The 21,138-nt window shown below is 65.7% G+C and carries 21 protein-coding genes, 1 tRNA gene and 1 pseudogene; 11 read left to right on the forward strand and 12 right to left on the reverse strand.

The window, feature by feature from the left end:
• Positions 1-10: 10 nt before the first annotated feature.
• Positions 11-985: a tripartite tricarboxylate transporter substrate binding protein gene (locus tag JL37_RS23065; protein WP_156124380.1), complete on the reverse strand. Its 975-nt coding sequence runs from the start codon at positions 983-985 to the stop codon at positions 11-13.
• Between the two features lie 259 nt (positions 986-1,244).
• Here JL37_RS23065 and JL37_RS23070 point away from each other — a divergent pair, with 259 nt between their 5' ends.
• The 6 genes from JL37_RS23070 to JL37_RS23095 all read left to right on the forward strand — a co-directional run bounded on the left by JL37_RS23070 (position 1,245) and on the right by JL37_RS23095 (position 7,303).
• Complete coding sequence (locus JL37_RS23070) at positions 1,245-2,426, forward strand: CaiB/BaiF CoA-transferase family protein (RefSeq protein ID WP_043547249.1); 1,182 nt, start codon at positions 1,245-1,247, stop codon at positions 2,424-2,426.
• Between the two features lie 19 nt (positions 2,427-2,445).
• A complete protein-coding gene (locus JL37_RS23075; protein ID WP_043547250.1) occupies positions 2,446-3,417 on the forward strand; it encodes a tripartite tricarboxylate transporter substrate binding protein in 972 nt (323 codons plus the stop codon).
• 12 nt (positions 3,418-3,429) lie between these two features.
• Positions 3,430-4,221, forward strand: a complete 792-nt coding sequence (locus JL37_RS23080; protein ID WP_043547251.1) for an enoyl-CoA hydratase — start codon at positions 3,430-3,432, stop codon at positions 4,219-4,221.
• A 182-nt stretch (positions 4,222-4,403) separates the two neighbouring features.
• The gene (locus tag JL37_RS23085) at positions 4,404-6,365 is read left to right on the forward strand and encodes a hypothetical protein (protein WP_043547252.1); all 1,962 of its coding nucleotides are present in this window, start codon (positions 4,404-4,406) and stop codon (positions 6,363-6,365) included.
• A gap of 43 nt (positions 6,366-6,408) precedes the next feature.
• Positions 6,409-6,879 (forward strand): type III secretion system chaperone, encoded by a 471-nt coding sequence (locus tag JL37_RS23090; protein WP_043547253.1) that lies wholly within the window; start codon positions 6,409-6,411, stop codon positions 6,877-6,879.
• A gap of 37 nt (positions 6,880-6,916) precedes the next feature.
• The gene (locus tag JL37_RS23095) at positions 6,917-7,303 is read left to right on the forward strand and encodes a type III secretion system chaperone (RefSeq protein WP_043547254.1); all 387 of its coding nucleotides are present in this window, start codon (positions 6,917-6,919) and stop codon (positions 7,301-7,303) included.
• Between the two features lie 21 nt (positions 7,304-7,324).
• On the opposite strand, the gene JL37_RS23100 is transcribed toward JL37_RS23095, so the two are convergent.
• Positions 7,325-8,239 (reverse strand): LysR family transcriptional regulator, encoded by a 915-nt coding sequence (locus tag JL37_RS23100; protein WP_043547255.1) that lies wholly within the window; start codon positions 8,237-8,239, stop codon positions 7,325-7,327.
• Positions 8,240-8,271: 32 nt separating this feature from the next.
• Positions 8,272-9,729, reverse strand: coding sequence for a cardiolipin synthase (cls, locus tag JL37_RS23105; protein WP_043547256.1), 1,458 nt, complete (start codon positions 9,727-9,729; stop codon positions 8,272-8,274).
• 184 nt (positions 9,730-9,913) lie between these two features.
• On the opposite strand from cls, the gene JL37_RS23110 reads away from it, so the two are divergent.
• Positions 9,914-9,989, forward strand: a tRNA-His gene (locus JL37_RS23110).
• A 104-nt stretch (positions 9,990-10,093) separates the two neighbouring features.
• Complete coding sequence (locus JL37_RS23115) at positions 10,094-10,543, forward strand: GNAT family N-acetyltransferase (protein ID WP_043547257.1); 450 nt, start codon at positions 10,094-10,096, stop codon at positions 10,541-10,543.
• A 21-nt stretch (positions 10,544-10,564) separates the two neighbouring features.
• Here the strand turns inward: JL37_RS23115 and JL37_RS23120 are convergent, their stop codons facing one another.
• Positions 10,565-11,965 (reverse strand): PLP-dependent aminotransferase family protein, encoded by a 1,401-nt coding sequence (locus tag JL37_RS23120; protein ID WP_043547258.1) that lies wholly within the window; start codon positions 11,963-11,965, stop codon positions 10,565-10,567.
• A gap of 110 nt (positions 11,966-12,075) precedes the next feature.
• On the opposite strand from JL37_RS23120, the gene JL37_RS23125 reads away from it, so the two are divergent.
• Genes JL37_RS23125 through JL37_RS23135 form a run of 3 tightly spaced genes read left to right on the forward strand, consistent with a single transcriptional unit; the run spans position 12,076 to position 13,278 of the window.
• Positions 12,076-12,495: a cupin domain-containing protein gene (locus JL37_RS23125; protein WP_043547259.1), complete on the forward strand. Its 420-nt coding sequence runs from the start codon at positions 12,076-12,078 to the stop codon at positions 12,493-12,495.
• An 18-nt stretch (positions 12,496-12,513) separates the two neighbouring features.
• A complete protein-coding gene (locus JL37_RS23130; protein WP_043547260.1) occupies positions 12,514-12,984 on the forward strand; it encodes a carboxymuconolactone decarboxylase family protein in 471 nt (156 codons plus the stop codon).
• Between the two features lie 33 nt (positions 12,985-13,017).
• A complete protein-coding gene (locus JL37_RS23135) occupies positions 13,018-13,278 on the forward strand; it encodes a hypothetical protein (RefSeq protein WP_043547261.1) in 261 nt (86 codons plus the stop codon).
• Between the two features lie 516 nt (positions 13,279-13,794).
• On the opposite strand, the gene JL37_RS23140 is transcribed toward JL37_RS23135, so the two are convergent.
• The 8 genes and pseudogenes from JL37_RS23140 to JL37_RS23170 all read right to left on the reverse strand — a co-directional run bounded on the left by JL37_RS23140 (position 13,795) and on the right by JL37_RS23170 (position 21,011).
• Positions 13,795-14,760: a tripartite tricarboxylate transporter substrate binding protein gene (locus JL37_RS23140; protein WP_043547520.1), complete on the reverse strand. Its 966-nt coding sequence runs from the start codon at positions 14,758-14,760 to the stop codon at positions 13,795-13,797.
• A gap of 114 nt (positions 14,761-14,874) precedes the next feature.
• Positions 14,875-16,053: a CaiB/BaiF CoA-transferase family protein gene (locus JL37_RS23145; RefSeq protein WP_043547262.1), complete on the reverse strand. Its 1,179-nt coding sequence runs from the start codon at positions 16,051-16,053 to the stop codon at positions 14,875-14,877.
• Positions 16,054-16,100: 47 nt separating this feature from the next.
• On the reverse strand, positions 16,101-17,132 hold the full coding sequence (locus JL37_RS23150) for a TRAP transporter large permease (protein ID WP_052097566.1): 1,032 nt from the start codon (positions 17,130-17,132) through the stop codon (positions 16,101-16,103).
• Positions 17,133-17,223: 91 nt separating this feature from the next.
• A pseudogene (locus JL37_RS31080) lies at positions 17,224-17,382 on the reverse strand (hypothetical protein); the annotation flags it as partial.
• Complete coding sequence (locus tag JL37_RS23155; protein WP_043547264.1) at positions 17,379-17,972, reverse strand: TRAP transporter small permease; 594 nt, start codon at positions 17,970-17,972, stop codon at positions 17,379-17,381. The gene JL37_RS23155 and the pseudogene JL37_RS31080, both read right to left, overlap by 4 nt.
• A 3-nt stretch (positions 17,973-17,975) precedes the next feature.
• Entirely contained in the window at positions 17,976-18,998 is a 1,023-nt protein-coding gene (locus JL37_RS23160) for a TRAP transporter substrate-binding protein (RefSeq protein ID WP_043547265.1), read from the reverse strand.
• A gap of 92 nt (positions 18,999-19,090) precedes the next feature.
• Positions 19,091-20,062 (reverse strand): SMP-30/gluconolactonase/LRE family protein, encoded by a 972-nt coding sequence (locus JL37_RS23165; RefSeq protein WP_081955179.1) that lies wholly within the window; start codon positions 20,060-20,062, stop codon positions 19,091-19,093.
• Positions 20,063-20,072: 10 nt separating this feature from the next.
• Positions 20,073-21,011 carry a hydroxymethylglutaryl-CoA lyase gene (locus tag JL37_RS23170; protein ID WP_043547267.1) on the reverse strand — a complete coding sequence of 313 codons (939 nt, stop codon included), beginning with the start codon at positions 21,009-21,011 and terminating at the stop codon, positions 20,073-20,075.
• Positions 21,012-21,138: the final 127 nt, after the last annotated feature.

Genomic DNA, 21,138 nt, shown 5'->3' on the forward strand with positions numbered 1-21,138 from the left:
CCCGCGGGGCTCACTCCACCTTGACGCCGGTGGTCTGGACCACGTTGCGCCACTTGGCCGTTTCTCCCGCCACGAAGTCAGCCACCTGCTTCGGCGTCATGGGGCCCAGCGGCTCGCTGTTCTGCCCGGCCAGCCGCTGCACCATTTCGGGCGAGTTCATGATCTCGTTCGTGGCGGCGTTCAGCTTGGCCACGATGGCGGGATCCGTGCCCGCCGGCGCGTAGAAGCCCAGCCAGGTGTAGACGTCCAGGCCCGGCGCTCCCGATTCGGCGAACGTGGGCAGGTCGGGAAACAGCTTGCTGCGTTCGGCGCTTGCGACCCCGATGGGGCGGAGCTGGCCCGATTTGATGAAGGGCGCCACGCTCATCGCATCCTGCACGGCAACCTTGAGTTCGCCGGACACGACCGCGTTGGTGGCCGGCGACGCGCCCTTGTACGGCACATGCTCCATCGGCACGCCCGTGATTTTCTTCAGCCATTCGCCGCCCAGGTGAGTGGAGCCGCCGAAGCCCGCCGAGCCGTAGGGCACGCCGGGCTGCGACTTGCCCCAGCTGAGGAATTCGGGAATGGTCTGGACGGGAAGGCCCGAATTGACCACCAGCAGGTTGGGCGCGCGCGCCAGAATGGAGATGGGCTCGAAGTCCTTGACCGGGTCGTAGCGCACCTTGGCATTGACCGCCGGGCCGATCACGTGGCCGGTGGCGCTGACGAGCAGCGTATAGCCGTCGTTCTTCTGCCGGGCCACCAGTTCGGTGCCGACCTGCCCGGCTGCGCCGGGCTTGTTCTCGACCACGAAAGTCTGGTTGAAGCGCTTGCCCAGTTCGGCCGACAGCAGGCGCGAAACGATGTCGGTCATGCCGCCGGGCGCGAAGGCCACGACGACGGTGACGGGGTGGTCGGGATATTCGGCGTGGGCGGCGCCCGTGGCCAGGCTGCTCGCAAGCAGCGCGCCGAGCGCGCCGCGCCGCAGGATATTGCGGGTCATGGTTGTCTCCAGGAGTCTTATCGTGAGGGCGGCGCGGTTTCCACAGTGCGCCTCCGCGTGGCCAGTATGGCGGCGGCCCGCGCATTACTCCATCCGAAATATTCGAACCCAACGTTCGCGTCTGTCTAAAACACCAGGGCCGCCCGAAGGGCGGGCCCGCCGCTTGAAAGCGGGCGAACGCAGCGTTCGAAACATTCGACTCCTCGCCGCGCAACGCGGCCTGCATAATTTTCCGGATCGTCTGAATCACGGAGTCGCTATGCTTCACAATGCCTTGCGCGGAGTAAAGGTCGTAGACCTGTCGCGCATCCTCGCGGGCCCCTGGTGCACGCAGAACCTGTCGGACCTTGGCGCCCAGGTCGTCAAGGTGGAACATCCCGGGCGCGGCGACGATACGCGCGGCTGGGGGCCGCCCGATTTGCGCTCGGCGGACGGCAGCGCATCCATGTCGGCCTATTTCATGGCCTGCAATCGCGGCAAGCAATCCGTCGCCATCGACTTTTCCACGGAAGAGGGCGCGGCCCGCGTGCGGGAACTGGTCGCCGGTGCCGACGTGCTGGTCGAAAACTACAAGGCCGGCGGCCTGCGCAAGTACGGGCTGGACTACGCCTCGCTTTCGCGTATCAATCCGCGTCTCGTCTACCTGTCGATCACCGGCTACGGCCAGTCCGGCCCGATGGCCGGCAAGCCGGGATACGACTACGTGTTCCAGGGCATGGGCGGCCTGATGAGCTACACCGGGCAGCCCGACGGCACGCCCGGCGCGGGGCCGCTGCGCACCGGCGTCGCGGTGGTGGACCTGATGACCGGCATGTACGCCACGTCCGCCGTGCTGGCGGCCCTGCGGCAGCGCGACCTGACCGGGCAGGGCATGCCGCTGGATATCTGCCTGCTGGACGTGGCGGTGGCGCTGAACGCCAACCAGGGCGCCAATTACCTGGTGTCGGGCGAGGTCCCGAAACGCAGCGGCAACGCGCATCCCAACTGCGCGCCGTACGAGGTTTTCGCCTGCGCCGACGGCCACCTGATCCTGGCCATCGGCAACGACGGCCAGTTCGCGCGTTTCAGCGGCGTGGCGGGCCACCCAGAATGGGCGGCGGATGCGCGCTATGCCACCAACAGTGCGCGCCTGGAGCACATGGACAGCCTGCGGCCGCTGATTGCCGGAACCCTGGCGGGCGCCCCGCGCAAGCGCTGGACGGACGCTTTCGACGCGGCGGGTGTGCCCTGGGGGCCGATACACACGCTGGACGAGGTCTTCACGCATCCGCAAGTTTTGCATCGCGGGCTGCTGCAGACGGCCACGCATCCCACGCTGGGAGAGCTGCGCCTGGTGCGCAATCCCTTGCTGGCTGGCACGCCGCCCGAAGCGCTGGGCTCGGCGCCTCCGCTGCTTGGCGAGCACACGGAAACGGTGCTGGCGAATCCCGCAACCCTGTAATCCACCCAAGGAGACAACAATGAAAATCCTGAGATTCCACCTGGCGGCGGCATGCGCCTGCCTGGCCCTGCCGGCGATAGCCGCCGCCGAGTACCCCGACCGGCCCATCCGGCTGGTCGTTCCCTATGCCGTCGGCGGCACGACGGACATCATCGCCCGCGTGGTCGGCAACAAGCTCGGCGAGCGTCTCGGCCAGTCCGTCGTCATCGAAAACCGGCCCGGCGCAGGCGGCAGCATCGGCTCGGCCTATGCCGCCAAGCAGCCAGCCGACGGCTATACGCTGGTAATGGCCGTGGAAAGCTCGCACGCGGTCAATCCGAACGTCTACGCCAGGAGCGCCTACGATCCCGTAAAGGATTTCGCGCCCATCAGCAACCTGGCCGACGTGCCCAACGTGCTGGTGGTGAACCCTGCGCTGCCTGCGCAGGACCTGGCCGGGTTCCTGCAGCTGCTGAAAGCCAACCCGGACAAGTACGCCTTCGGCTCGTCCGGCAACGGCGGCCTGAGCCACATGAACGGCGAACTGTTCCTGAAGACCACCGGCACCCGCATGCTGCACGTTCCCTACAAAGGATTGGGGCCGGCGCTGAACGATCTGGTGGCGGGGCAGGTGCAGGTCGTGTTCGACAACATCCCTTCTTCCAATCCCCTGATCCAGGGCCAGCGCATACGCCCGCTCGCCGTGGCCGCGAAGCAGCGGCTCAAAGTGTTGCCCGACGTTCCGACCTACGCCGAGGCCGGCCTGCCGGCGATGAACAATCCGTCGTGGTTCGGCCTGGCCGCGCCGGCCGGAACGCCGGCGCCCGTGCTGGACAAGCTGAATGCCGCCGTGCGCGAAGCGTTGGCGGATCCCGCCACCGCGGCGGCCATCGAGAAGCAGGGCGCCGTGCCCAGCCCGATGTCGCGCGACGAGTTCGGCGCGCTGATCGCGCAGTCCTACGGCCACTGGAAGACCGTGGTCGAGGAAATCAAGTTCGAGAAAATGCAGTAACAAGGAGCCCTCATGAGCACCAAGACCTTTATCGTTCCCCATGCCCACGCCGACATCGACGCGTCCGGCATCGCCACCCTGACCATGCAGGACGCAGGTGTGCTGAATATCCTGAGCACGCCCGTCATCGACGGCCTCCGGGAGGCGCTGGCCAGGTTGAGTGAAGACGAGTCGGTGCGCGTGCTGGTGTTGCGCGGCGCCAGCGACCGCGCGTTCGTGGCCGGAGCCGACATCGCGGAAATGGCCGCGCTGGACGAGCCCAAGGCGCAACGCTTCATTTCTAACCTGCGCGACCTCTGCAATGCGGTCCGTCATTTTCCGGTGCCCGTCATCGCGCGCATTCCGGGCTGGTGCCTGGGGGGAGGGCTGGAGTTCGCCCTGGCCTGCGACCTGCGCGTCAGCGCCGACGATGCGCAATTCGGCATGCCGGAGGTGAAGGTGGGTATTCCGTCGGTGATTCACGCCGCTCTCATGCCCCAGTTGATCGGCGCTGCCAACAGCGCCTGGATGCTACTCACCGGCGAACTGATCGGCGCCCGCCGCGCCCAGGACTGGGGGCTGGTGAACGCGGCGGTGCCGCGGGCCGAACTGGACGGGGCCATTCGCAAGCTGGCCGAGGGTTTCGCCGCGCTCGGTCCGGCCGCGCTGCGTCAGCAGAAGAAGCTGTTGCGCCGCTGGGAGACGATGTCGGTGGACGAGGCGATCGAGGACAGCGTGGCGGAATTCGGGGCCGCATTCAATACCGGCGAGCCCCAGAAATTCATGAACGAGTTCCTGGAGAGCAAGCGCCGCGCAAAAGCTTGAGCGATTTCCCTTGGGGCGCCTGCCCCGGGGGCGTTCCCCTAGGGGGGGCGGGGCAGGAAGGCGCGGCGGATCCGGCCGAACCGCCGTTGGAACTTTCCTCGCCTTGCCGTTACTCAGACCATGAGCTTGGCGGGCCGGTCCGCGCCCGTCGCCCCTTCGACTTATCGATTCACGGGAACGCCATGGTCACGCAAGTGCAGGGAACATCGGGCCAATTCCAGACGAATTTGCTCGCCGGCATCGGAAATCAGTTCCAGAATTTCGCCTCGGCGATCGGGCAGGGGCTGAGCCGCGTCCTGGCCCGGGTGCAGGGCGACCCGGTGCCTCAGTTCGGCCAACGCTATGCCCCGGTCAATGGAAACAACTTCCAGGGCAACGTCGCCGGATACCGGGTCATGGGCGACAAGGCGAAGGGCGTCGAACCGGGTTTCATCGCCAAGCGCGACTGGACGCCCGGCGATTCCGCCAAGCTGCAGGATCCGCAACACAAATTCCATCTCCATGCGCTGCGGCTGGCGGCAGGCTGGCTGGCCGCGCAGCCTCCGCAGGGCGGGCCAAGCGATCAGGCGCTGGACGCGATGATGCAGCGGGTGCTGGCGTCCATCGCCGGGTCCGGATCGCCTCATGCCGAGCTGGCCGACGAGCTGCTGCAGGCAGCCAAGGAAGAGGGCGCGCCCAGCGTGCTGGAGGGCTTGCGGGCAAATGCCGGCCTGGAAGACGACTTCAAGAGCGCATTGGTTTCAACCCTGATGCAGGAGGCCTTCTCCGGCAGCGCGCAGACGGTCGACCAGACGCGAGCCGGGCAGGCCAACGAAACCCTGGACCGGTTGCGCCAGGGCATCATGGAGACCCAGCCGAAATTCAACAAAAACCACTACATCAAGCTGGATTACTACGAATCCGATAAGTCCGGCGACCGCTACCACATCCCCAGCGACAAGGCGAAGAACGCGCTGCATCGCTGGTACACCGGCGCCACGGCAAAGGACCGCAACGAAGGGGCCGTGCGCGAGGCGCTGGCCAACGACCTGATGCGCGGGCTGGGCATCCAGAGTCAGAAGCTCAAGATCGTGGAAGGGGAGTACGCCGACGGCACTCCCAAGCTCATGCTGGACGGCACCCACGTGGACAGCGTGGATGGAAACTCGTTCAGCGACTTCGACGGCAAGCCCCTGCGCGGCGAGCGCTATCTGAAGGATGGCATGCTGGTGCGCAACACCCAGGCGCAGGGCGATGCCCAGGGCGTGTACAGCGGGCCGCCGGAGCTGGATTCCAGCATGAACGAACTGGGCCGCAACAAGATCCTGCTGTTGCTGATGGCGGATCGCGACGCGCTGGGCTCCAAGGGCGGCAACAAGGGCTACGTGGGCAATACCTTCGTGGGCATCGACCCCGGCCACGCGCTTGAAGGAGGCTTGTTGAGCCGGCGCGGCGACATCAATTCGGATTTCTCGTTCAAGCAGCCCGGCGTGTTCGCGTCCCAGGGCTACAAGAATTTCTCCATGTTCGACCAAAGCCCGCTTTCCGAGAAGATGGAGGGCGTGCGGCAGATCGCCAGGTTGAAGGAATCCGGCGCCGACGGCCGGCTGTTCGACCTGTATGCGCAGCAATTCGGCAACGGGCGGCCCGACGCCGCCAATTTCGGCCAGCACATCCAGGACATCAAGGCGCAATATGAAGGACGGCGCGACGACATTCTGCAGATTTTCCAGGAGCGGCTCGCCGTGGACGATTTCGATTTCGGCGTGCCGCGCAACGATATTACCCACGTGAACCTGCGCGACATATCCCTCAACATGCTTGACGGACTGGAGAAGCTGACCTCCCCGACCATCGCGAAGACCGGCAGCGGCATTCGGCTGCAACACCCGCAGATCAGCGACCCCGACAAACGCAAGGAGTGGCACATCAGCCAGGACCCCGCCAACAACAAACTGTTGTTCACCTGCTCCGGCTCGAAGAGCGATGTGGCCAAGATGAACAAGGCGCTTCAAAGCTATCTGGGCGGCCACGCCGCGCAGTTCGGGGCGGCTCTCGATATCTCCCCGAACGGCAACGAGGTCACGCTGCGCGTTCCCGCCAATATGGTGGCGCAGCTTGGCGCGTTGTTCAGCCCCACGGCCATCCTCAGTTACAAGCATTGAGCCCTTCCGCCCAGGCTCCTTCTGCTTTCAAAGGAAATCCGCAATGTCCATTTCTCTGCCCGCCAAACTGACCACCGTGGCCCAGGCCCTGGGCCGGGACGGCACGCTTTTCGATGAACAGGGCGCGGGCGCGCTGCTCGTCGATGGCACGACCCTGCTCTTGCAGTATTTCGTCGAAGGCGACACACAGGTATTGGTGTTGGCCGCCGACCTGGGCGCAGTCGCGCCGGAGGCGCGCGCTCGCATCTACCCCATGATGCTGGCGGGGAACACCTCCTGGAGTTCGGTCGCGGGAGGCGCGCTGGCCCTGGACGATACCCGGCATCACGCGATGCTGATGCTGCGCCTGGACCTGGCCGAGCTGGGCAGCGAGGCCCTGGAGGGAAGGATCCACGCCTTCGGCGACGCCGCGGTCAACTGGCGCGCCCGGCTGGAGCTGCCGCGCGATGACGGCGCGGCGCCGCCCGCCGCGCAGCCGGAACAGGCTGCTTTCACGCCGGCCAATTTCGCCTGATCTTCCCTCCCGACCCTTACGCCGAACGCGCCGCCCTATGAACATCGACACTTTCCTCGCGCTGGTCAACGCCTACTGCTCGCGGGCCGGCCTGCCTCCCGCCTCCCTCGAAAACGAACACTGTGTGCTTCTGCCGCAGCCTGGGCAAGCGGTGATACTGGCCTGGGACGCCGCGGAAGAAGAGGTGCTGGTGCTGGCTCCCGTAGGGTCGGAACCGGTGGAGCTGGACGGGGAATCCGCCGTCCAGCTGCTGGGCGACGCCTATCTCGGCCAGAACCTGGCGGGCGCCGCCGCCGGCATCGATCCGCAGACGGGCGGCCTGGTCCTGTGGCGGCGCCTGCCCGCCTATGGCCTCACGGCCGACCGGCTGGAGCGCGGCATCCAGCGCACCGTCGTCGCGGCGCAGGCCTGCCTGGGCAATTGAGGTTCAGGCGCGGGCGGGGGATCAATCCTGTTCGCGCGTGGCCGCCACGATAGGGTCGTCGAGCAGGTATTCGGCAACCTGTTCGACGAAGGGCGAGGGCGGGACGCCGGCCTGGGTGACGAGCGTCAGCTCGCGCAGCGCCCAGGGCTCGCGCAGGGCCACCGCCGCGATCCGCTCTTCGCGCAGCGCGCTGGCCGCCACGCTGCGCGGCACCAGCGATACGCCCACGCCGGCTTCCACCATGGACAGCACCGCGTCGAAGGTGTGCACGTGGATGCGCACCTTGGGCACCTTGCCCGCCAGCTTCGCCATGTCGTGCAGGAAAATATAGTTGCTGCTGGAGCGGCTCATGCACACGAAATCCAGGTCCAGCACCGCCGGGAACCGCACCGGCGAGCTCTCCACCACGGGGTGGTTCAAGGGCGCCGCGATGATCAGTTCATCGACGGCATAGCGCGTTGCGTTGACGCCGGCGGACTTGGCGCGGCCGGCGAAGATGCCGATGTCGGCCTCCTGGCCGGCGATGGCCGCTTCGATGGTATTGCTGGAACGCTCTTCGAGCAGGATGTTGACGTTGGGGTTGGCCGACAGGAAGCGGCTCAGGCTGGGCACGATGAAGCCGTTGAGCGAACTGCTGTTGGCGAACAGCTTGACGCTGCCCTTCAGGCCGCTGGCGAAGCCGCTGACCTCGCCGTGCATGCGCTCGACTCCGGCCAATAGCGAGCGCACGTGCTTGAGCACGAACGTGCCTTCAGGCGTCAGTTCCATGCCGCGCGCTTCCCGCTTGAACAGCGGCACGCCCATGGCGAACTCCAGGTTCTTCAGGCGATAGCTGGCCGACGAGGCGGTCAGGTGCACCGCGTTGGCGCCGCCGGACAGGCTCTTCGCCTCGGCGATCGCGAGAAACAGGCGGAGATCGGTAAGTTCATAGCGCATCGCGCAAGATTACCGTAGTTGGGCGGCGGGCGTCACAGGTAGGGCGTCGCCAGCCAGATCACCTTGTTGCGCAGGCGCTTGACGAAAGGCGCCCGCTGCAGCCCTTCCAGCGTTTCGCGCTTGGCCTGGCCGATCAGCTCGTCCACCCGCGCGGCGATCCAGCGCGCCACGCCCGGGTCGTAGATCTCCGTGTCCAGTTCGAAGTTCAAGCGCAGGCTGCGGGGGTCCAGGTTGGACGACCCTACATACGCCCAGGCGTCGTCCACGGTCATCAGCTTGGAGTGGTCGAATGCGCCGCGCGAACGCCAGACCCGGCAGCCGGTGCGCACCACCTGGTCCAGTTGCGCCGTCATCGCGTAGTCGACCAGCCGAAGGTTGTTCTTGCCCGGGATGACGATATCCACCACCACCCCACGGCGCGCCGCGGTGGCCAGCGCCCCGATCAAAGTCTGGTCCGGCAGGAAATAGGGAGACTGGATGCGGACATGGCGCTGCGCCACCGCCAGCGCGCCCAGCAATATATTGTGCGAACTGCCCAGCGCGCGGTCGGGGCCGGACGGCACGCAGCGCATAGGCACGCGGCCGGTGAGCGGCATGGCGCTGGGGTCGAACCAGGGCTTGGCCGGCAAGGATTCGTGCGTGGTGAAATTCCAGTCGTGCGCGAACACGGACATCAGCTGCGTAACGATGGGCCCTTCCACGCGGAAGTGCGTGTCGCGATTGGTCGCGGGCCCGGCCAGGGCGCTCACGAAGGCGGCGCGCACGTTCATGCCGCCCGTGAAGCCGACCCGCCCGTCGATGACCAGCACCTTGCGGTGGCTGCGCAGATTGGCGTAGGGCATGCGCAGCACGCCCAGCGGATTGGTCATGAAGCGCGCCACCGGCACGCCGCCCCGCGACAGCATGCGCACGATGGGAGGGCGGGAGTACTTGGAACCGATGGCGTCGATCAGCACACGCACTTCCACGCCGCGCGCCCGCGCCTCGATCAGGGCCTGCGCCATTTCGCGGCCGATCGGATCGTTGTCGAAGATATAGCTCTGCATCGCCACGGCGTGGCGCGCCTCGCGGATCGCCTGCAGCATGGCCGGATAGGCTTCGTCGCCGCCGGCCAGGGGCTGCACCGCATTGCCGCCCAGCAGGCGGAACCGGCTGACCCGGTCGCCCAGCACCTTCAGCGAGGCGAATTGCGGGCCGGAAATCGGCGCCACGTCCACCGGCGCGGTCTCGACCTGCTCGGCGTCCACCACCATCGCCTCGTCGCGCTGCTGCGACAGCCGCGTCTTGCGGATCCGGTTGATGCCGGCCACGAAATACACCAGCGCCCCGAACAACGGCGAAAACAGCGCCACCCCCACCCAGCCGATGGCTGCCCGCACGTCCTGTTTGGTCATCGCGGCATGCACCGCGGCGCCGGTCCCCGCCACGATGCTGATGGCAAATACCAGATGGGGCCAGTAATCGATCAAAATAGCGTGTATGCGGTCCATGGCGATGGCGTGGGAAACAGCCTCCAGACGGAATCAATGCGCAAGGATATCAAGGCGGCGGAGCCTGGCAAGTAGGCCGGCTGCGCCCGCTTTCACACCGTCTTGAAAAACGTGCTAGAATTCGGCCTCTTCGTTGATGAGCTTCTCTTTTCAGAGAGCCAGCGCGAAGAAAGCAGTACCAGTGGTGGCTGTAGCTCAGTTGGTAGAGTCCCGGATTGTGATTCCGGTTGTCGTGGGTTCGAGTCCCATCAGCCACCCCACAGAATTTGAGTGAAATCAAGCATGAAATCAGGCACTTACGCGAAAGCGAAGTGCCTTTTTTCTTTTCGGCCTGGGCTACTGAATGGCTGCCCATGGAGGAATCATGCACATCACCTATAGGCCCGCGATCCCGCAGGACGCCGATGCCTGCATCACGCTGCGCGCCATGACCCGCGAAAATGCGGTGTCCGAAGCCGAGCTGGCCGAGGCGGGAATTACCGCCGAAACATGGGCGGCGGGAATTGCCGAGGGCCTGTACCCCGGTTTTGTCGCGTTGGACGGCGCCAAGCTCGCCGGATATTGCTTCGGCCACCGGGATACCGGTGAAATCGTCGTGCTGGCGCTGCTGCCCGAGTACGAGGGGCAGGGCGTGGGCAAGACGGTCCTGGACATGGCGGCCAGCTTTTTGAAGGCGCTTGGCCACACCCGCTTGTTCCTGGGCTGCGCAACCGATCCGGCCGTGCGCTCGTATGGCTTTTATCGCCATCTGGGCTGGCGTTCGACCGGCGCGCTTAATGACGCGGGCGACGAGGTGCTGGAATACCGTTACTAGCAGACGCGCCCGGTCCTGGCTTCAAGCGAACCTTTTAACGATATCGGCCAGGCGGTCGCAGGATCTCGCGAGTTCCCGGGTGGGCGACGTGGCCACCCCCAGCAAGAGTCCGGATCGGCGTCCCTGCGGCGATGCGTACCAGACCGAAAGCGGGGTGGGGAACATGCCGAACGCCAGCGCCTCGCGCGCAATGGCGAGGTCCGGCGCGCTATCGGGCAATCGCAGCAGGACGGCCAGGCCCGTCGCGATCATGTGGTTGGCGTCGAAATGCCGGCGCAGCTGCGCCAGCAGGTCTTCCATCCTGGCGGCATAGGCGCGTTTCGTGCGGCGGAGGTGCCGCAGATAGTGGCCTTCCTGCATGAACCTGGCGATTGCAAGCTGCACGGCGGGCCCCGGGGGCGGAGCAAGACAGGCCGCGGCCTCGGCGAACGTGGCCATGAGGCCGGCGGGCACGACGATGAATCCCAGGCGCAGCGCGGGCGTGATCGTTTTGCTGAACGATCCGATGTGGATGACGCGGCCCGCGCGGTCGAGCGATGCCAGCGCCGGAGCGGCGCGTCCGGTCAGCTGCAGTTCGCTGAGGTAGTCGTCCTCGATGATCCAGGCCCCGCTCGCCGCGGCCCAATCGAGCAGCTTCAGGCGTCGCTCCAGCGTCAGGGTCGGCCCCAGCGGCGCCTGCTGGCCGGGCGTCACGACCGCGAGCTTGGCGTCGGGAGCCCGGCGCAGCCCTTGGTCGATATCGATGCCGCCGGCATCGACGGGAATGGGCGCCACGGACATCCGTGCGAGCTCGAGGCCCTTGCGCGCGAAGGGAAAGCCCGGATCTTCGATCCAGGCTTTCTTTCCTTCGACGCCGAGGACGCGAAGCGCCAGCCCCAGTCCGGCGCCATACCCGCCGGTGACGATGATTTGCGATGGCGAGCAGTCGATGCCGCGGGCGACGGCGAGGTAGCCCGCGATCTCCTGCCGCAGCCCCGGTTCGCCGCGTGGATCCGGATAGATGGGCGCGGCGCCGATTTCCGCGCGGATGGCATGGGATCGGATGCGGGCCAGCAGCGTCTTGGGAAGGGTCTCGGCGGCCGGTACGCCCATTTGGAAGAAGGCGGGGCCTTGGGTCATTTCCTGGTAGGTTTCCAGGAAGGACCCGGGATCCGCCCGCTGCTCTTTCCTTGCCCTGGCCCGTGGGCGCTGGGCCACGAGCGTTCCGGTCGCGCGGGACGCCACGATCAGCTGCGCGGCGTCGAGCCGTTCGTAGGCGGTCCGGACTGTCCCGCGGGCAACGCCGAGCTGGGCGGCCAGGTCCTGCCAGGAGGGCAGGCGCGCGCTTGGCTCGAGGGCGCCGCTTTCGATCGCGGCGGCGATTCTTTGTCGGATTTGCTCGGCAAGCGGGGTCTTGGCCGAACGGTCGATACTGAGGTCCATGGGCGGCGGTTTCGTTCGTGGTACACGATTATTTTATATTTTTGGTTCTTTTTATTGGCCTTGTCAGGGAATAAATTGGAAGGACTTTCCCTATGCAAGGAGCAAGTCCCATGAAGATCAAATCCCTGGCCACGGCTGCATGGGCCTGCCTCGCGGTTGTGACCGCGTCCCCCGTTCTGGCCCACGGCGAAGCGGCGGAAACCGTCAGCAAGGTTTTCGACCAGCCCATCACCAATATCCCCGGCAAATCCATGGTCACAGTGGAAGTCGACTATGCGCCCGGCGCCGCGTCGGTGCCGCATTCCCACGCGAAATCCGCATTCATCTACGCCTACGTGCTCTCCGGCGCGATCGAGTCGAAGGTGAATGATGGCGAGACGCGCACCTACCGCGCCGGCGAAAGCTGGTTCGAACCGCCCAATGCCGTCCATTCCGTCAGCCGCAACGCAAGCAAGACCGAGCCGGCGAAGTTGCTCGCGGTCTTTGTGGTCGACACTGGCGACAAGGTCCTGACCACCCCGATCAAATAACCCTGGAGGATGAATACCATGAGCAAGCGAATCGACTACAACCAGGTTGCGCCGAACGGCGCCAAGGCCCTGGGCGGCGTCTATGGCTACGTCACGCAGAGCGGCCTGCCTGCCGATCTGGTGGCGCTGGTCTATCTGCGCATCTCGCAGATCAACAACTGCGCCTATTGCCTGGACATGCACACGCGCGATCTTGTGAAGCTGGGCGTGCCCATCGAGAAGCTCGCCCTGGTCCAGGCATGGCCGGAAGGCGGCGGCCTGTTCAGTGAGGCCGAGCGCGCCGCTCTGGCCTGGGCCGAAACGGTGACGTTGGTGGACCGGACCGGGGTGCCCGATGCCGCTTATGAAGCCGCGCGGAAGGTGTTCGCCGAGAAGGAGCTGGTCGACCTCACCATCGCGATCAGCCTGATGAATGCCTACAACCGGATGGCGATCAGTTTCCGGAATACGCCCCAGGCGGTTTTGAACAGCCCCGCAGGCTTGCTATAAAGACGGCTGCAGCTTTTTTGTAGGGGTAGGGCAATGTCGATTCAATTCTTCGGCCGCTATGGCGCGGTACTGTGTCTGGCCGCGCTGGTTTCCGCGTGTTCGTCGACCGGTTCCGGCAAGCCCGAACGGCAGGCATCCAGTCCCTCCCGGGTCAGCGCCGAGTGCAAGCCGAGCCGCAGCAAATGCCTCTACGAAGGAGCCTATGAGTCGGGAGAGCGGGACTACGCCGAAGAAGAAGCGAAGCGCCTGAACCTGGCCGAGGTCGAGCGGTTGCGCCGCAGCATGGGCCGCTAGGCGTCTCGCGCAATCATCAAAAAGCCCGCTGCTTGCGTCAGCGGGCTTTTGCTTTCATGCTTCGTCGCTGCTTTTCTTCCTGCGCCGGTCTATTGCCCGGACTATTTCCCCTGATTCGAGCCGGTACACGCCGTCCCCCTCCCTGATCACAGTGCCGCCGGTGGAAAGGCGGCAGGTCAACACAGTGCATGCATCAACATTCGGATCCGTCGTGGGTTGCTGAACGAGATGTCTCTCGATTCGGTACTGGACTCCCGCTGCGGAGACCGCGATCACATCCTCCAATCGTCTACACGATATTGACATGATGAACCTCCCGTACTCGCGCCACGTTGAAACCTGTGGCACCGGGGTCATCGTCACAACTGGGTTTGGCTCTGTCAATGCCGCAATCCCGCACTTTCAGCGGGCTTGCGGGCGGCCTCCCAGGGAGGCTCGTGCATACGCATGAGGCGATGCATGCGTCTGATCTACGGCGTTTTTCGCCGTGATTCGGGGCTTGATAATCCGTGGGGCCTATTCAAGCTTCACATTGGCCGCCTGAATGACCGAGCGCCATTTCTTGTGGTCGGCCGCGATGGTCTGCGAAAACTGCGCGGGCGTGGTCGGCATGGCGGTGGCGCCTTGCGCGGCCAGGGCTTCCTGCACGTCCTTCAGCGCCAGGATGTTGTTCAATTCCTTGTTCAGGGTCTGGATGATGGGCTTGGGCGTTTTCGCGGGAGCGAGCAGGCCGTACCAGACGCGCACGTCGAAGTCCGGATATCCCAGTTCCGCGATGGTGGGCACGTCGGGCATGGCGGGGCTGCGCTTGAGCGACGTTACCGCCAGAGGAACGGCGCTGCCCGCCTTGATCTGCGGAGCGGCGGAAGGAATGGATGTGAAGATCACCGGCACCTGGCCGCCCAGCAGGTCGGCCATCGCCGGGCCAGAACCCTTGTAGGGCACGTGGACGAGCTTGATGCCGGCCTGCAGTTGCAGCAATTCGGCGGCGAGGTGGGTGATGGTGCCGGCTCCCGGCGAACCATAGTTGATCGTGCCGGGCGCCTTCTTGGCGGCCTCGATCAGATCCTTCAAGGACTTATAGGGTCCGTTCTTGCCCGCGACCACGACCAGGGGAGCCTCGCCGACGATGCCGATGGGCTCGAAGTCCTTGATGGGATCGTAGGACAGCTTGCTGTACAGGGACGGAGCCACCGCCAGGTTGTCGACCTGGCCCATGACGATCTCGTAGCCGTCTGGCTTGGCGCGCGCCGCGGTGCCGATGCCTATGGTGCCGCCGGCGCCCGGACGGTTCTCCGCGACGACGTTCCACTTGACCGAATCCGACAGTTTGGCGGCCACGGTGCGCGACAGGAAGTCGGTGCCGCCGCCGGGGGTGAACGGCACGATGACGCGTATGGGCTGGTTGGGATAGGGATCGGCTGCCGCGGCGGGGGCGCAGGCGGCGAGCGCGCAGGCCGAGAACATCAAGGCACGTAGCATCATGGTTGTCGTCTCCATTACTTTGTGGGGCGCGTCCGGTCTTGTTGCCGGACGTTGTTGACTGCGGGCTGATTCCTGGCGTGCGCTGCCGTTCATGGGCCGCGCCGGGCCTGTCTAGGGGGAGTTTTTCGCAAGCAACTCCTGTATCCGGGGTTCGGGCAGGCCCAGTTCGCGGAGCACCGCTACGGTGTCTCCGCCCAGGGACGGCGCGGGGGTGCGCGCCCGGCAAGGCGATTCGGCGAACTTGATCGGGAACCCGAGCATGCGCACCTGCTGCCCGTCCGGATGCGGGACGTCGATCGCCATTTCCTGGTCGGCCACCTGCGGATCGTCGAACACTTCGCGCAGATTCAACACCTGCCCGCAGGGCACGCCGTACTGGTTGAGGCGCTCTATCCAATAGCGGCTGCTTTCCTGCCGGGTGCGGGCCTCGATGACGGCCTTGATCGATTCGCGGTTCAGCATGCGGTCGGCATTGGCCTGGAAATCGGGATGCGAGCGCAGCGACTGCAGTTCCAGCGCATCCAGGAATTTCTCGTACATGGCGTCGTTGGACGGCGCGATCGCGACCTGGCCGTCCGCCGTTTCGAACAGCCCGTAGGGCGCGACGATCCCGTGGTCGTTGCCGGTGCGCGGCGGCAGCTCGCCGCTGGCGAAGTAGTTGGCCGCCTGGAAACTGAGCAGGCCTATCATGCTGGACATCAGGCTGACGCTGATCGAATCCCCGCGGCCCGTGCGCTCGCGCCGCAGCAGCGCCGCCAGCACGCCCAGCGCGCCGTTCATGCCCGCGACCAGGTCGCTGATGGGCGGGCCCGCGCGCATGGGCGGATCGTTCTCGCCGCCGTTCAGGCTCATGAACCCGCTCATCGCCTGGGCGATGAAATCGAAGGCGGGCCGGTCGCGATACGGGCCGGACGTGCCGAATCCGTTGATGCTGCAATGGATGATGTCGGGGCGCAGCGCCTTCAGGGCTTCATCGCCGAAACCCATTTTCTCCATGATGCCGGGGCGGTAATTCTCGATCACGACGTCGCAGCTCGGTATCAGCTGGCGCAGGATGTCCTTGCCTTCCTCGCTGTAGAGGTCCAGCGCAACCGATTTCTTGTTGCGGTTGTAGTTCGCGAAGTACCAGCTCAGGCCATTCCTGATCACGCCCTGGCGGCGCACGGGATCACCTTCGCCGGGCGTCTCTATCTTGATGACTTCGGCCCCCATGTCGGCAAGGATGGAGGTGCAATAAGGCCCCGAAATGATGCGGGTCAGGTCCAGGATGCGGATTCCGGAAAGTGGCATGTCGTAGGTCTGTGTAGTTATCGGATAGGGTCTGGCTCGCGCCCGTCCTAGCCGCCCAGGCCGGGCAGCCACAGGGTGAGGGGCGGGAAGGCGCAGATCAGCGCGAGCACGATCAGCGACCAGATGAAGAAGGGAATGATTTCGCGCACGATGGGGCCGATCGGCGTGCGGCCCACGGCGGAGGTGACGAACAGCAAGATCCCGACCGGCGGCGTCAGCATGCCCGTCATCAGGTTCAGGATCAGGATCATCGCGTATTGGATGGGGTCCAGGCCCAACTGGGCGCCGATCGGCAGCAGCGCGGGCAGCGTGATGATCATGGCCGGAAGCGGCTCCAGTATCTTTCCGACCAGGATGAGGAATACGTTCACCGTGAGCAGCACGACCCAGTGCTCGTCGGAGATGCTCAGTATGCCCTTGGCGATCGTGGCCGCGATGCGCGATTCGCTGATCAGCCAGCTGAACGGGCCCGCGGCGGCCAGCAGGAACAGGACTACGGCCATGGTGCGTCCGGCGGCATAGAAGGCCGAGCCCAGTTCGCCCAGTTTCAGCTCCCGGTACACGGCCAGCCCGACGAGCAGCGCGTACACCGCCACGAAGGCAGCGGCCTCGGTGTCGGTCAGTAGGCCGAAGCGTATGCCGACGATGATCAGGACCGGCATCATCAGCGCCCAGATGGACGCGCGCGTCACTTTCGCGCGCTCGGGCCAGCTTGCCCTCGGACGCGATTTGTAGCCGTGGCGGCGCGCCTGCCAGGCGCAGATGGCCATGTAGCCGGCCAGCAGCATGAAGCCCGGAATGATGCCCGCCAGGAACAGGCGGATGATCGAAAGGTTGGCCAGCACCGCATAGACGATCATGGGGATCGACGGGGGCAGGATGGGGCCCAGCATGGCGCCGCAGGCGATGACCGCCTCGGGGTAGCCGCGGCGATAGCTCTCGTTTTTCATGGAGGGGATCATCGCGGTGCCGATGGCGCTCGCGTCCGCCACGGCGGAGCCGCTGATGCCCGCCATGACGAGGTTGGTGGTCAGGGACACTTGCGACAGGCTGCCGCGCATGTGGCCGACCATGGCCATGGACCAGTTGATGAGCCGCAGCGTGACGCCGCCCCCGGTTCATCAATTCGCCGGCCAGGATGAACAGCGGAATCGCGACCAGCGCCGTCTCGTCTATGCCTCCCAGCATCGAGAGCGGCGCCTGCACGATGTCGACCCCGCCGCCGCCCTTGAACAGCATGCCTATCATGGCCGCGGTGATCATGGCGAAGCCGATGTCCAGCCCCACCAGGATAAGCACGATGAACAGAACCACCGAGAATAGGATCATGGATGCGTCCCCGGCATATCGTCTTCACCTTCGCCGCTCGCGAAGGCATCGCGCGGAACCGGCGCGTTCGGGATCAGCAGGCGCAAGGCCAGGAACAGCATGAAGAACGCCATGCCCGCCGTCAGCGCGGCATAACTGACGGCATAGGTGAAGGGCGTGCCCACGATGTCCTGGAAGTTTCCCACCTCGACCACGTCCAGGCCCTTGTAGAAGAGGGTCGCGGCCAGCGCCAGCAGCATGGCGTCGAACAGCCGGTCGCGCACGCGCCGCGCGCGCTCGGAAAGATGGCTGTCGATGATGTCTATCACCACGTTGCGGCGTTCGCGCAGCGCCATGGCCGCGCCCAGGAAGGCGCACCACAGCATGCCGATGCGGGCGATCTGGTCCCAGGCGTCGAACTGCGTCTTCAGCACATAGCGGTCCAGCACCTGCGCGAAGCAGAAGACGAGGACCATGGCCAGCGTGAGCGCGACGGCCAATCGGCCGATCCAGCAGACGGCGCGGTCCGCGCGCAGGACCGCGGCGCGCCAGGCGGAACCCTCGGACGCCGTGCCGCGGGTCCGGGCCGGTGCGGGCATGGGGGCGTTCATGGCCTACTCTTGCATCTTCTGGATGCGTTCCACCATGCCCGCGGGCCAGTCCTTGCCCTCGTACTGCTGGTAGACGGTGGAGAGGGCGGCCTTGAACGCAGCCTTGTCCGGCTGCGTGTAGGTCACGCCGGCATCCTTCAGGAGCTTGACCGCGTTGTCGTCGAGTTCCTTGTCCAGCTTGGTGGCGACCTTGCCCCCGGCCTTGGCCGCGTCGATCAGCGCCTGCCTCTGTTTGTCGTCCAGGCCCTGCCAGACGCGTTCAGAGATGAACCAGCCGGTCAGTTCGTATGCGTGGTCGGTGGCGGCCCAGAATTTGGCTTCCTCGTGGAAGCGCAGCGGAATCGACAGATCGAAGCCATTGTCCTGCCCGTCGATCATCCCGCGGCCCAGCGCCGTATAGATTTCGGTCATACCCAGGGGAACGACCTGCGCGCCCAGCTTTTCGAAGGTGCTTTTCAGGATGGGGATGGAGGGGACGCGCAACTTCAGGCCCTTGACGTCCTCGGGCTTGTTGATCGCGCGCGATACGGTCTGCAGCGCCCGAGGCGAGCGGATGCCGAATGCCGCAAACACGCGCACGCCGGATTTCTTGGCGACGTCGTCGAAGATCCTGGCGAATTCTTCGCTATTGATGACGCGTTCGGCCTGCTCGCCGCTCTTGAAGAGATAGGGCGCATACAGGATGTTCAGCGGCTGGGCGCCGCGCAGCAGCACCACGGATCCCAGCCCGAAGTACCCCATGTCCAGCGTGCCCAGCTGCATGGACGACAGGATCTTGCTGATGTCGCCGAGCTGCCCGTCCGTGTAGACGTGGACTTGCAGGTCGTTGTTGGTCTGCTTGGCGGCTTCGTCGGCAAAGGCGCGCATGGCGTGGTCCCATGGGCTGTTGGAGGCCGCGATGGTTGCGATTTTCATCTCGCGGGCCTGAGCGTCCCGCGCCGGCAGGAACGTGCCGGCCAGGGAGGCCGACAGCGCCAGCATGACGGCCGCGCCACGGACCAGAAACGGCGATAGCTTCTTGTGCATGATGTCTCCCCCGGAGTTTTTATGGTGTCCGGTCATGTGGATCCGCCGTACCTGGAAGGACGGCGGGGTTCGCGGCCGAGGCGGGCTGCGGGTTACCAGTTCCAGTGCACGGGTTTGAGGCCCGCCACGGGTGAATCGAATACCGCCAGGCTGGACCCGTTGATGCAGCCCATGAAGGCGGTCTTGCGGTCGGGGCCGCCGAACGCGATGCTGGTGATGTTCTGCAGCTTCTTGCTGTGGTTGTCGTAGAGCAGCGGCCGGCTGAGCCGGTTGGCCATATACTCGGTTTCCAGCTTCTCGATATGGGCGGCATCGCTGTCTTCGAGCACGATCTGCTGTTCCCCCTTGGGGCTGACGCGTATTACCCGGTTGGACACGACGCTGATCACCCAGATGTGGCCCGTTTCGTCTACCGCCATGCCGTCGGGATAGGTGCCCTTGCCGAATTCCGTGATCACCGACCGCTCGCTCAGATCGCCGTTGGGCGCCACGCGAAAGCGCAGCAATCGCCGGCCGAAGGTTTCGTTCACGTACAGATAGGTGCCGGTGGGATCCATGCGGCACTCGTTCGTCCAGTGCACGTCCTGCGCGACCACGCGGGTCCCGTTGCGGTCATGCACGGCGATGAAGCCGTCGGCGATGTCGCGGCGGAATTGGTGATCGCCCTTGCGCACCGTGCTTACGCAGATCCACAGCCGCTCATGGTCGTCCAGCCAGACGAAGTTGACGCTGGGCAGACCGACGCCGTCGATCTCCATGATGTGGGGAGCGGCCGCGCCATCGCGTCGCAGGCGCCAGATTCCGCCGTTATCGGCCAGGTTCGCGATAGCGAACGAACCGTCGCGCAGCAGCGCGAAGCCGTTGGGGATCAGCCCGGCCTGGGCGCCGATCAGGCGGGCGCTGCCGCCGGGCTGGATGTGGCGGATGCCGCCGGCCTTGTCGGACACGTACAGATCGCCGGCCGCCGTGCCGAGCACGCATTCCGGCCGGTTCAGGTTGACGCCGGTTTCGCGCACAGCGCTCAGGGGGAGCTGGGCGATCACGGGGTTCGATTCCTTGTCCATGCGGAACTCCTCAGCCGATCGCGCCCGCGGCGCCGCCATAATCATGCAGATTCAGCCGGGGGCCGGCCTTCATGAGCTGGCCGGGCAGGTTCCGGCCGATCACGTTCTCCAGCCGCTGCGCCACCTTGATCAGCGCGCGCAGGTCGATGCCGCTGTCCACGCCCATTTCGTCGAGCAGGTAGACGAGATCCTCGGTGCAGATGTTGCCGGTGGCGCCAGGCGCGAAGGGGCAACCGCCCAGGCCCGCCAGCGACGACTCATAGGAGGTGACGCCCGCGCGCAGGCCCTCGACGACGTTCACCAGGCCGATGCCGCGCGTATTGTGGAAGTGCAGCGAGATCTTCGTGTCGGGATGGTCCGCGCGCAGCGCCTCGACCGTGCGGCGCACCAGCCCGGGCGTGGCCATGCCGGTGGTGTCGCCCAGCGTGACCGCGTCGAATCCCAGGCGCACGAAGTGGCCGAAGATGGTGCGGATCCGCTCCAGGTCCACGTCGCCCTCGAACGGGCAGCCGAAAGCGACGGCGATGGCGCCCTTGCGCCTCATCGGGTGGCCTTTCAACAGTTCAGCGATCTCTTCGATGTCGCGCAGCGACTGTTCGACGGGGCGATTCAGGTTCTTGGTGTTGTGGCTTTCCGTGGCGGACAGGAAAACGACGATCTCGTCCGCCTTCGAGCGCAACGCGTTTTCCACGCCCTTGCGGTTGGGCGCCAGGGCCCCGAGCACCACGCCGGGACGCTTGCGCACCCGCTCCAGCACTTCCTGGGCGTCGCGCAGCTGCGGGACCGCGCGCGGCGAAACGAAGGAGGTTGCTTCGAAGTGCCTGACGCCCGCGTCGATCAATGCGTTCAGGATGTCGACTTTGGTGTCGGTGGGCACGAATTCGGACTCGATCTGCAGTCCGTCGCGCATGCCGACTTCGACGATTTCAACCCGGTCTGGAAGGCTCACGGCGCTTGTCTCCTGTTGCCCGGTTGCCGCATCCGCAAGGGCTTGCGGAGCGAGGTCCGGGACGGCGTTGTCGGTCACTATCTTCAGTGATCGATCCAGGCGGGACAATTCGTGAATGTTCGGCGGG

The organism is Achromobacter sp. RTa (genome assembly GCF_000757485.1).
Classification (GTDB): Bacteria; Pseudomonadota; Gammaproteobacteria; order Burkholderiales; family Burkholderiaceae_B; genus Achromobacter.

Excerpts from the sequence above, each read along its gene's own strand:
- JL37_RS23070 (WP_043547249.1), top strand. The coding sequence starts at position 1,245 with ATGCTTCACAATGCCTTGCGCGGAGTAAAGGTCGTAGACCTGTCGCGC.
- JL37_RS23080 (WP_043547251.1), top strand. The coding sequence starts at position 3,430 with ATGAGCACCAAGACCTTTATCGTTCCCCATGCCCACGCCGACATCGAC.
- cls (WP_043547256.1), bottom strand. The coding sequence starts at position 9,729 with ATGGACCGCATACACGCTATTTTGATCGATTACTGGCCCCATCTGGTA.
- JL37_RS23130 (WP_043547260.1), top strand. The coding sequence starts at position 12,514 with ATGAGCAAGCGAATCGACTACAACCAGGTTGCGCCGAACGGCGCCAAG.
- JL37_RS23150 (WP_052097566.1), bottom strand. The coding sequence starts at position 17,132 with ATGGCCATGGTCGGCCACATGCGCGGCAGCCTGTCGCAAGTGTCCCTG.
- JL37_RS23120 (WP_043547258.1), bottom strand. The coding sequence starts at position 11,965 with ATGGACCTCAGTATCGACCGTTCGGCCAAGACCCCGCTTGCCGAGCAA.
- JL37_RS23135 (WP_043547261.1), top strand. The coding sequence starts at position 13,018 with ATGTCGATTCAATTCTTCGGCCGCTATGGCGCGGTACTGTGTCTGGCC.
- JL37_RS23155 (WP_043547264.1), bottom strand. The coding sequence starts at position 17,972 with ATGAACGCCCCCATGCCCGCACCGGCCCGGACCCGCGGCACGGCGTCC.
- JL37_RS23075 (WP_043547250.1), top strand. The coding sequence starts at position 2,446 with ATGAAAATCCTGAGATTCCACCTGGCGGCGGCATGCGCCTGCCTGGCC.
- JL37_RS23140 (WP_043547520.1), bottom strand. The coding sequence starts at position 14,760 with ATGCTACGTGCCTTGATGTTCTCGGCCTGCGCGCTCGCCGCCTGCGCC.
- JL37_RS23090 (WP_043547253.1), top strand. The coding sequence starts at position 6,409 with ATGTCCATTTCTCTGCCCGCCAAACTGACCACCGTGGCCCAGGCCCTG.
- JL37_RS23065 (WP_156124380.1), bottom strand. The coding sequence starts at position 985 with ATGACCCGCAATATCCTGCGGCGCGGCGCGCTCGGCGCGCTGCTTGCG.
- JL37_RS23145 (WP_043547262.1), bottom strand. The coding sequence starts at position 16,053 with ATGCCACTTTCCGGAATCCGCATCCTGGACCTGACCCGCATCATTTCG.
- JL37_RS23085 (WP_043547252.1), top strand. The coding sequence starts at position 4,404 with ATGGTCACGCAAGTGCAGGGAACATCGGGCCAATTCCAGACGAATTTG.
- JL37_RS23095 (WP_043547254.1), top strand. The coding sequence starts at position 6,917 with ATGAACATCGACACTTTCCTCGCGCTGGTCAACGCCTACTGCTCGCGG.
- JL37_RS23160 (WP_043547265.1), bottom strand. The coding sequence starts at position 18,998 with ATGCACAAGAAGCTATCGCCGTTTCTGGTCCGTGGCGCGGCCGTCATG.
- JL37_RS23165 (WP_081955179.1), bottom strand. The coding sequence starts at position 20,062 with ATGGACAAGGAATCGAACCCCGTGATCGCCCAGCTCCCCCTGAGCGCT.
- JL37_RS23100 (WP_043547255.1), bottom strand. The coding sequence starts at position 8,239 with ATGCGCTATGAACTTACCGATCTCCGCCTGTTTCTCGCGATCGCCGAG.
- JL37_RS23125 (WP_043547259.1), top strand. The coding sequence starts at position 12,076 with ATGAAGATCAAATCCCTGGCCACGGCTGCATGGGCCTGCCTCGCGGTT.
- JL37_RS23115 (WP_043547257.1), top strand. The coding sequence starts at position 10,094 with ATGCACATCACCTATAGGCCCGCGATCCCGCAGGACGCCGATGCCTGC.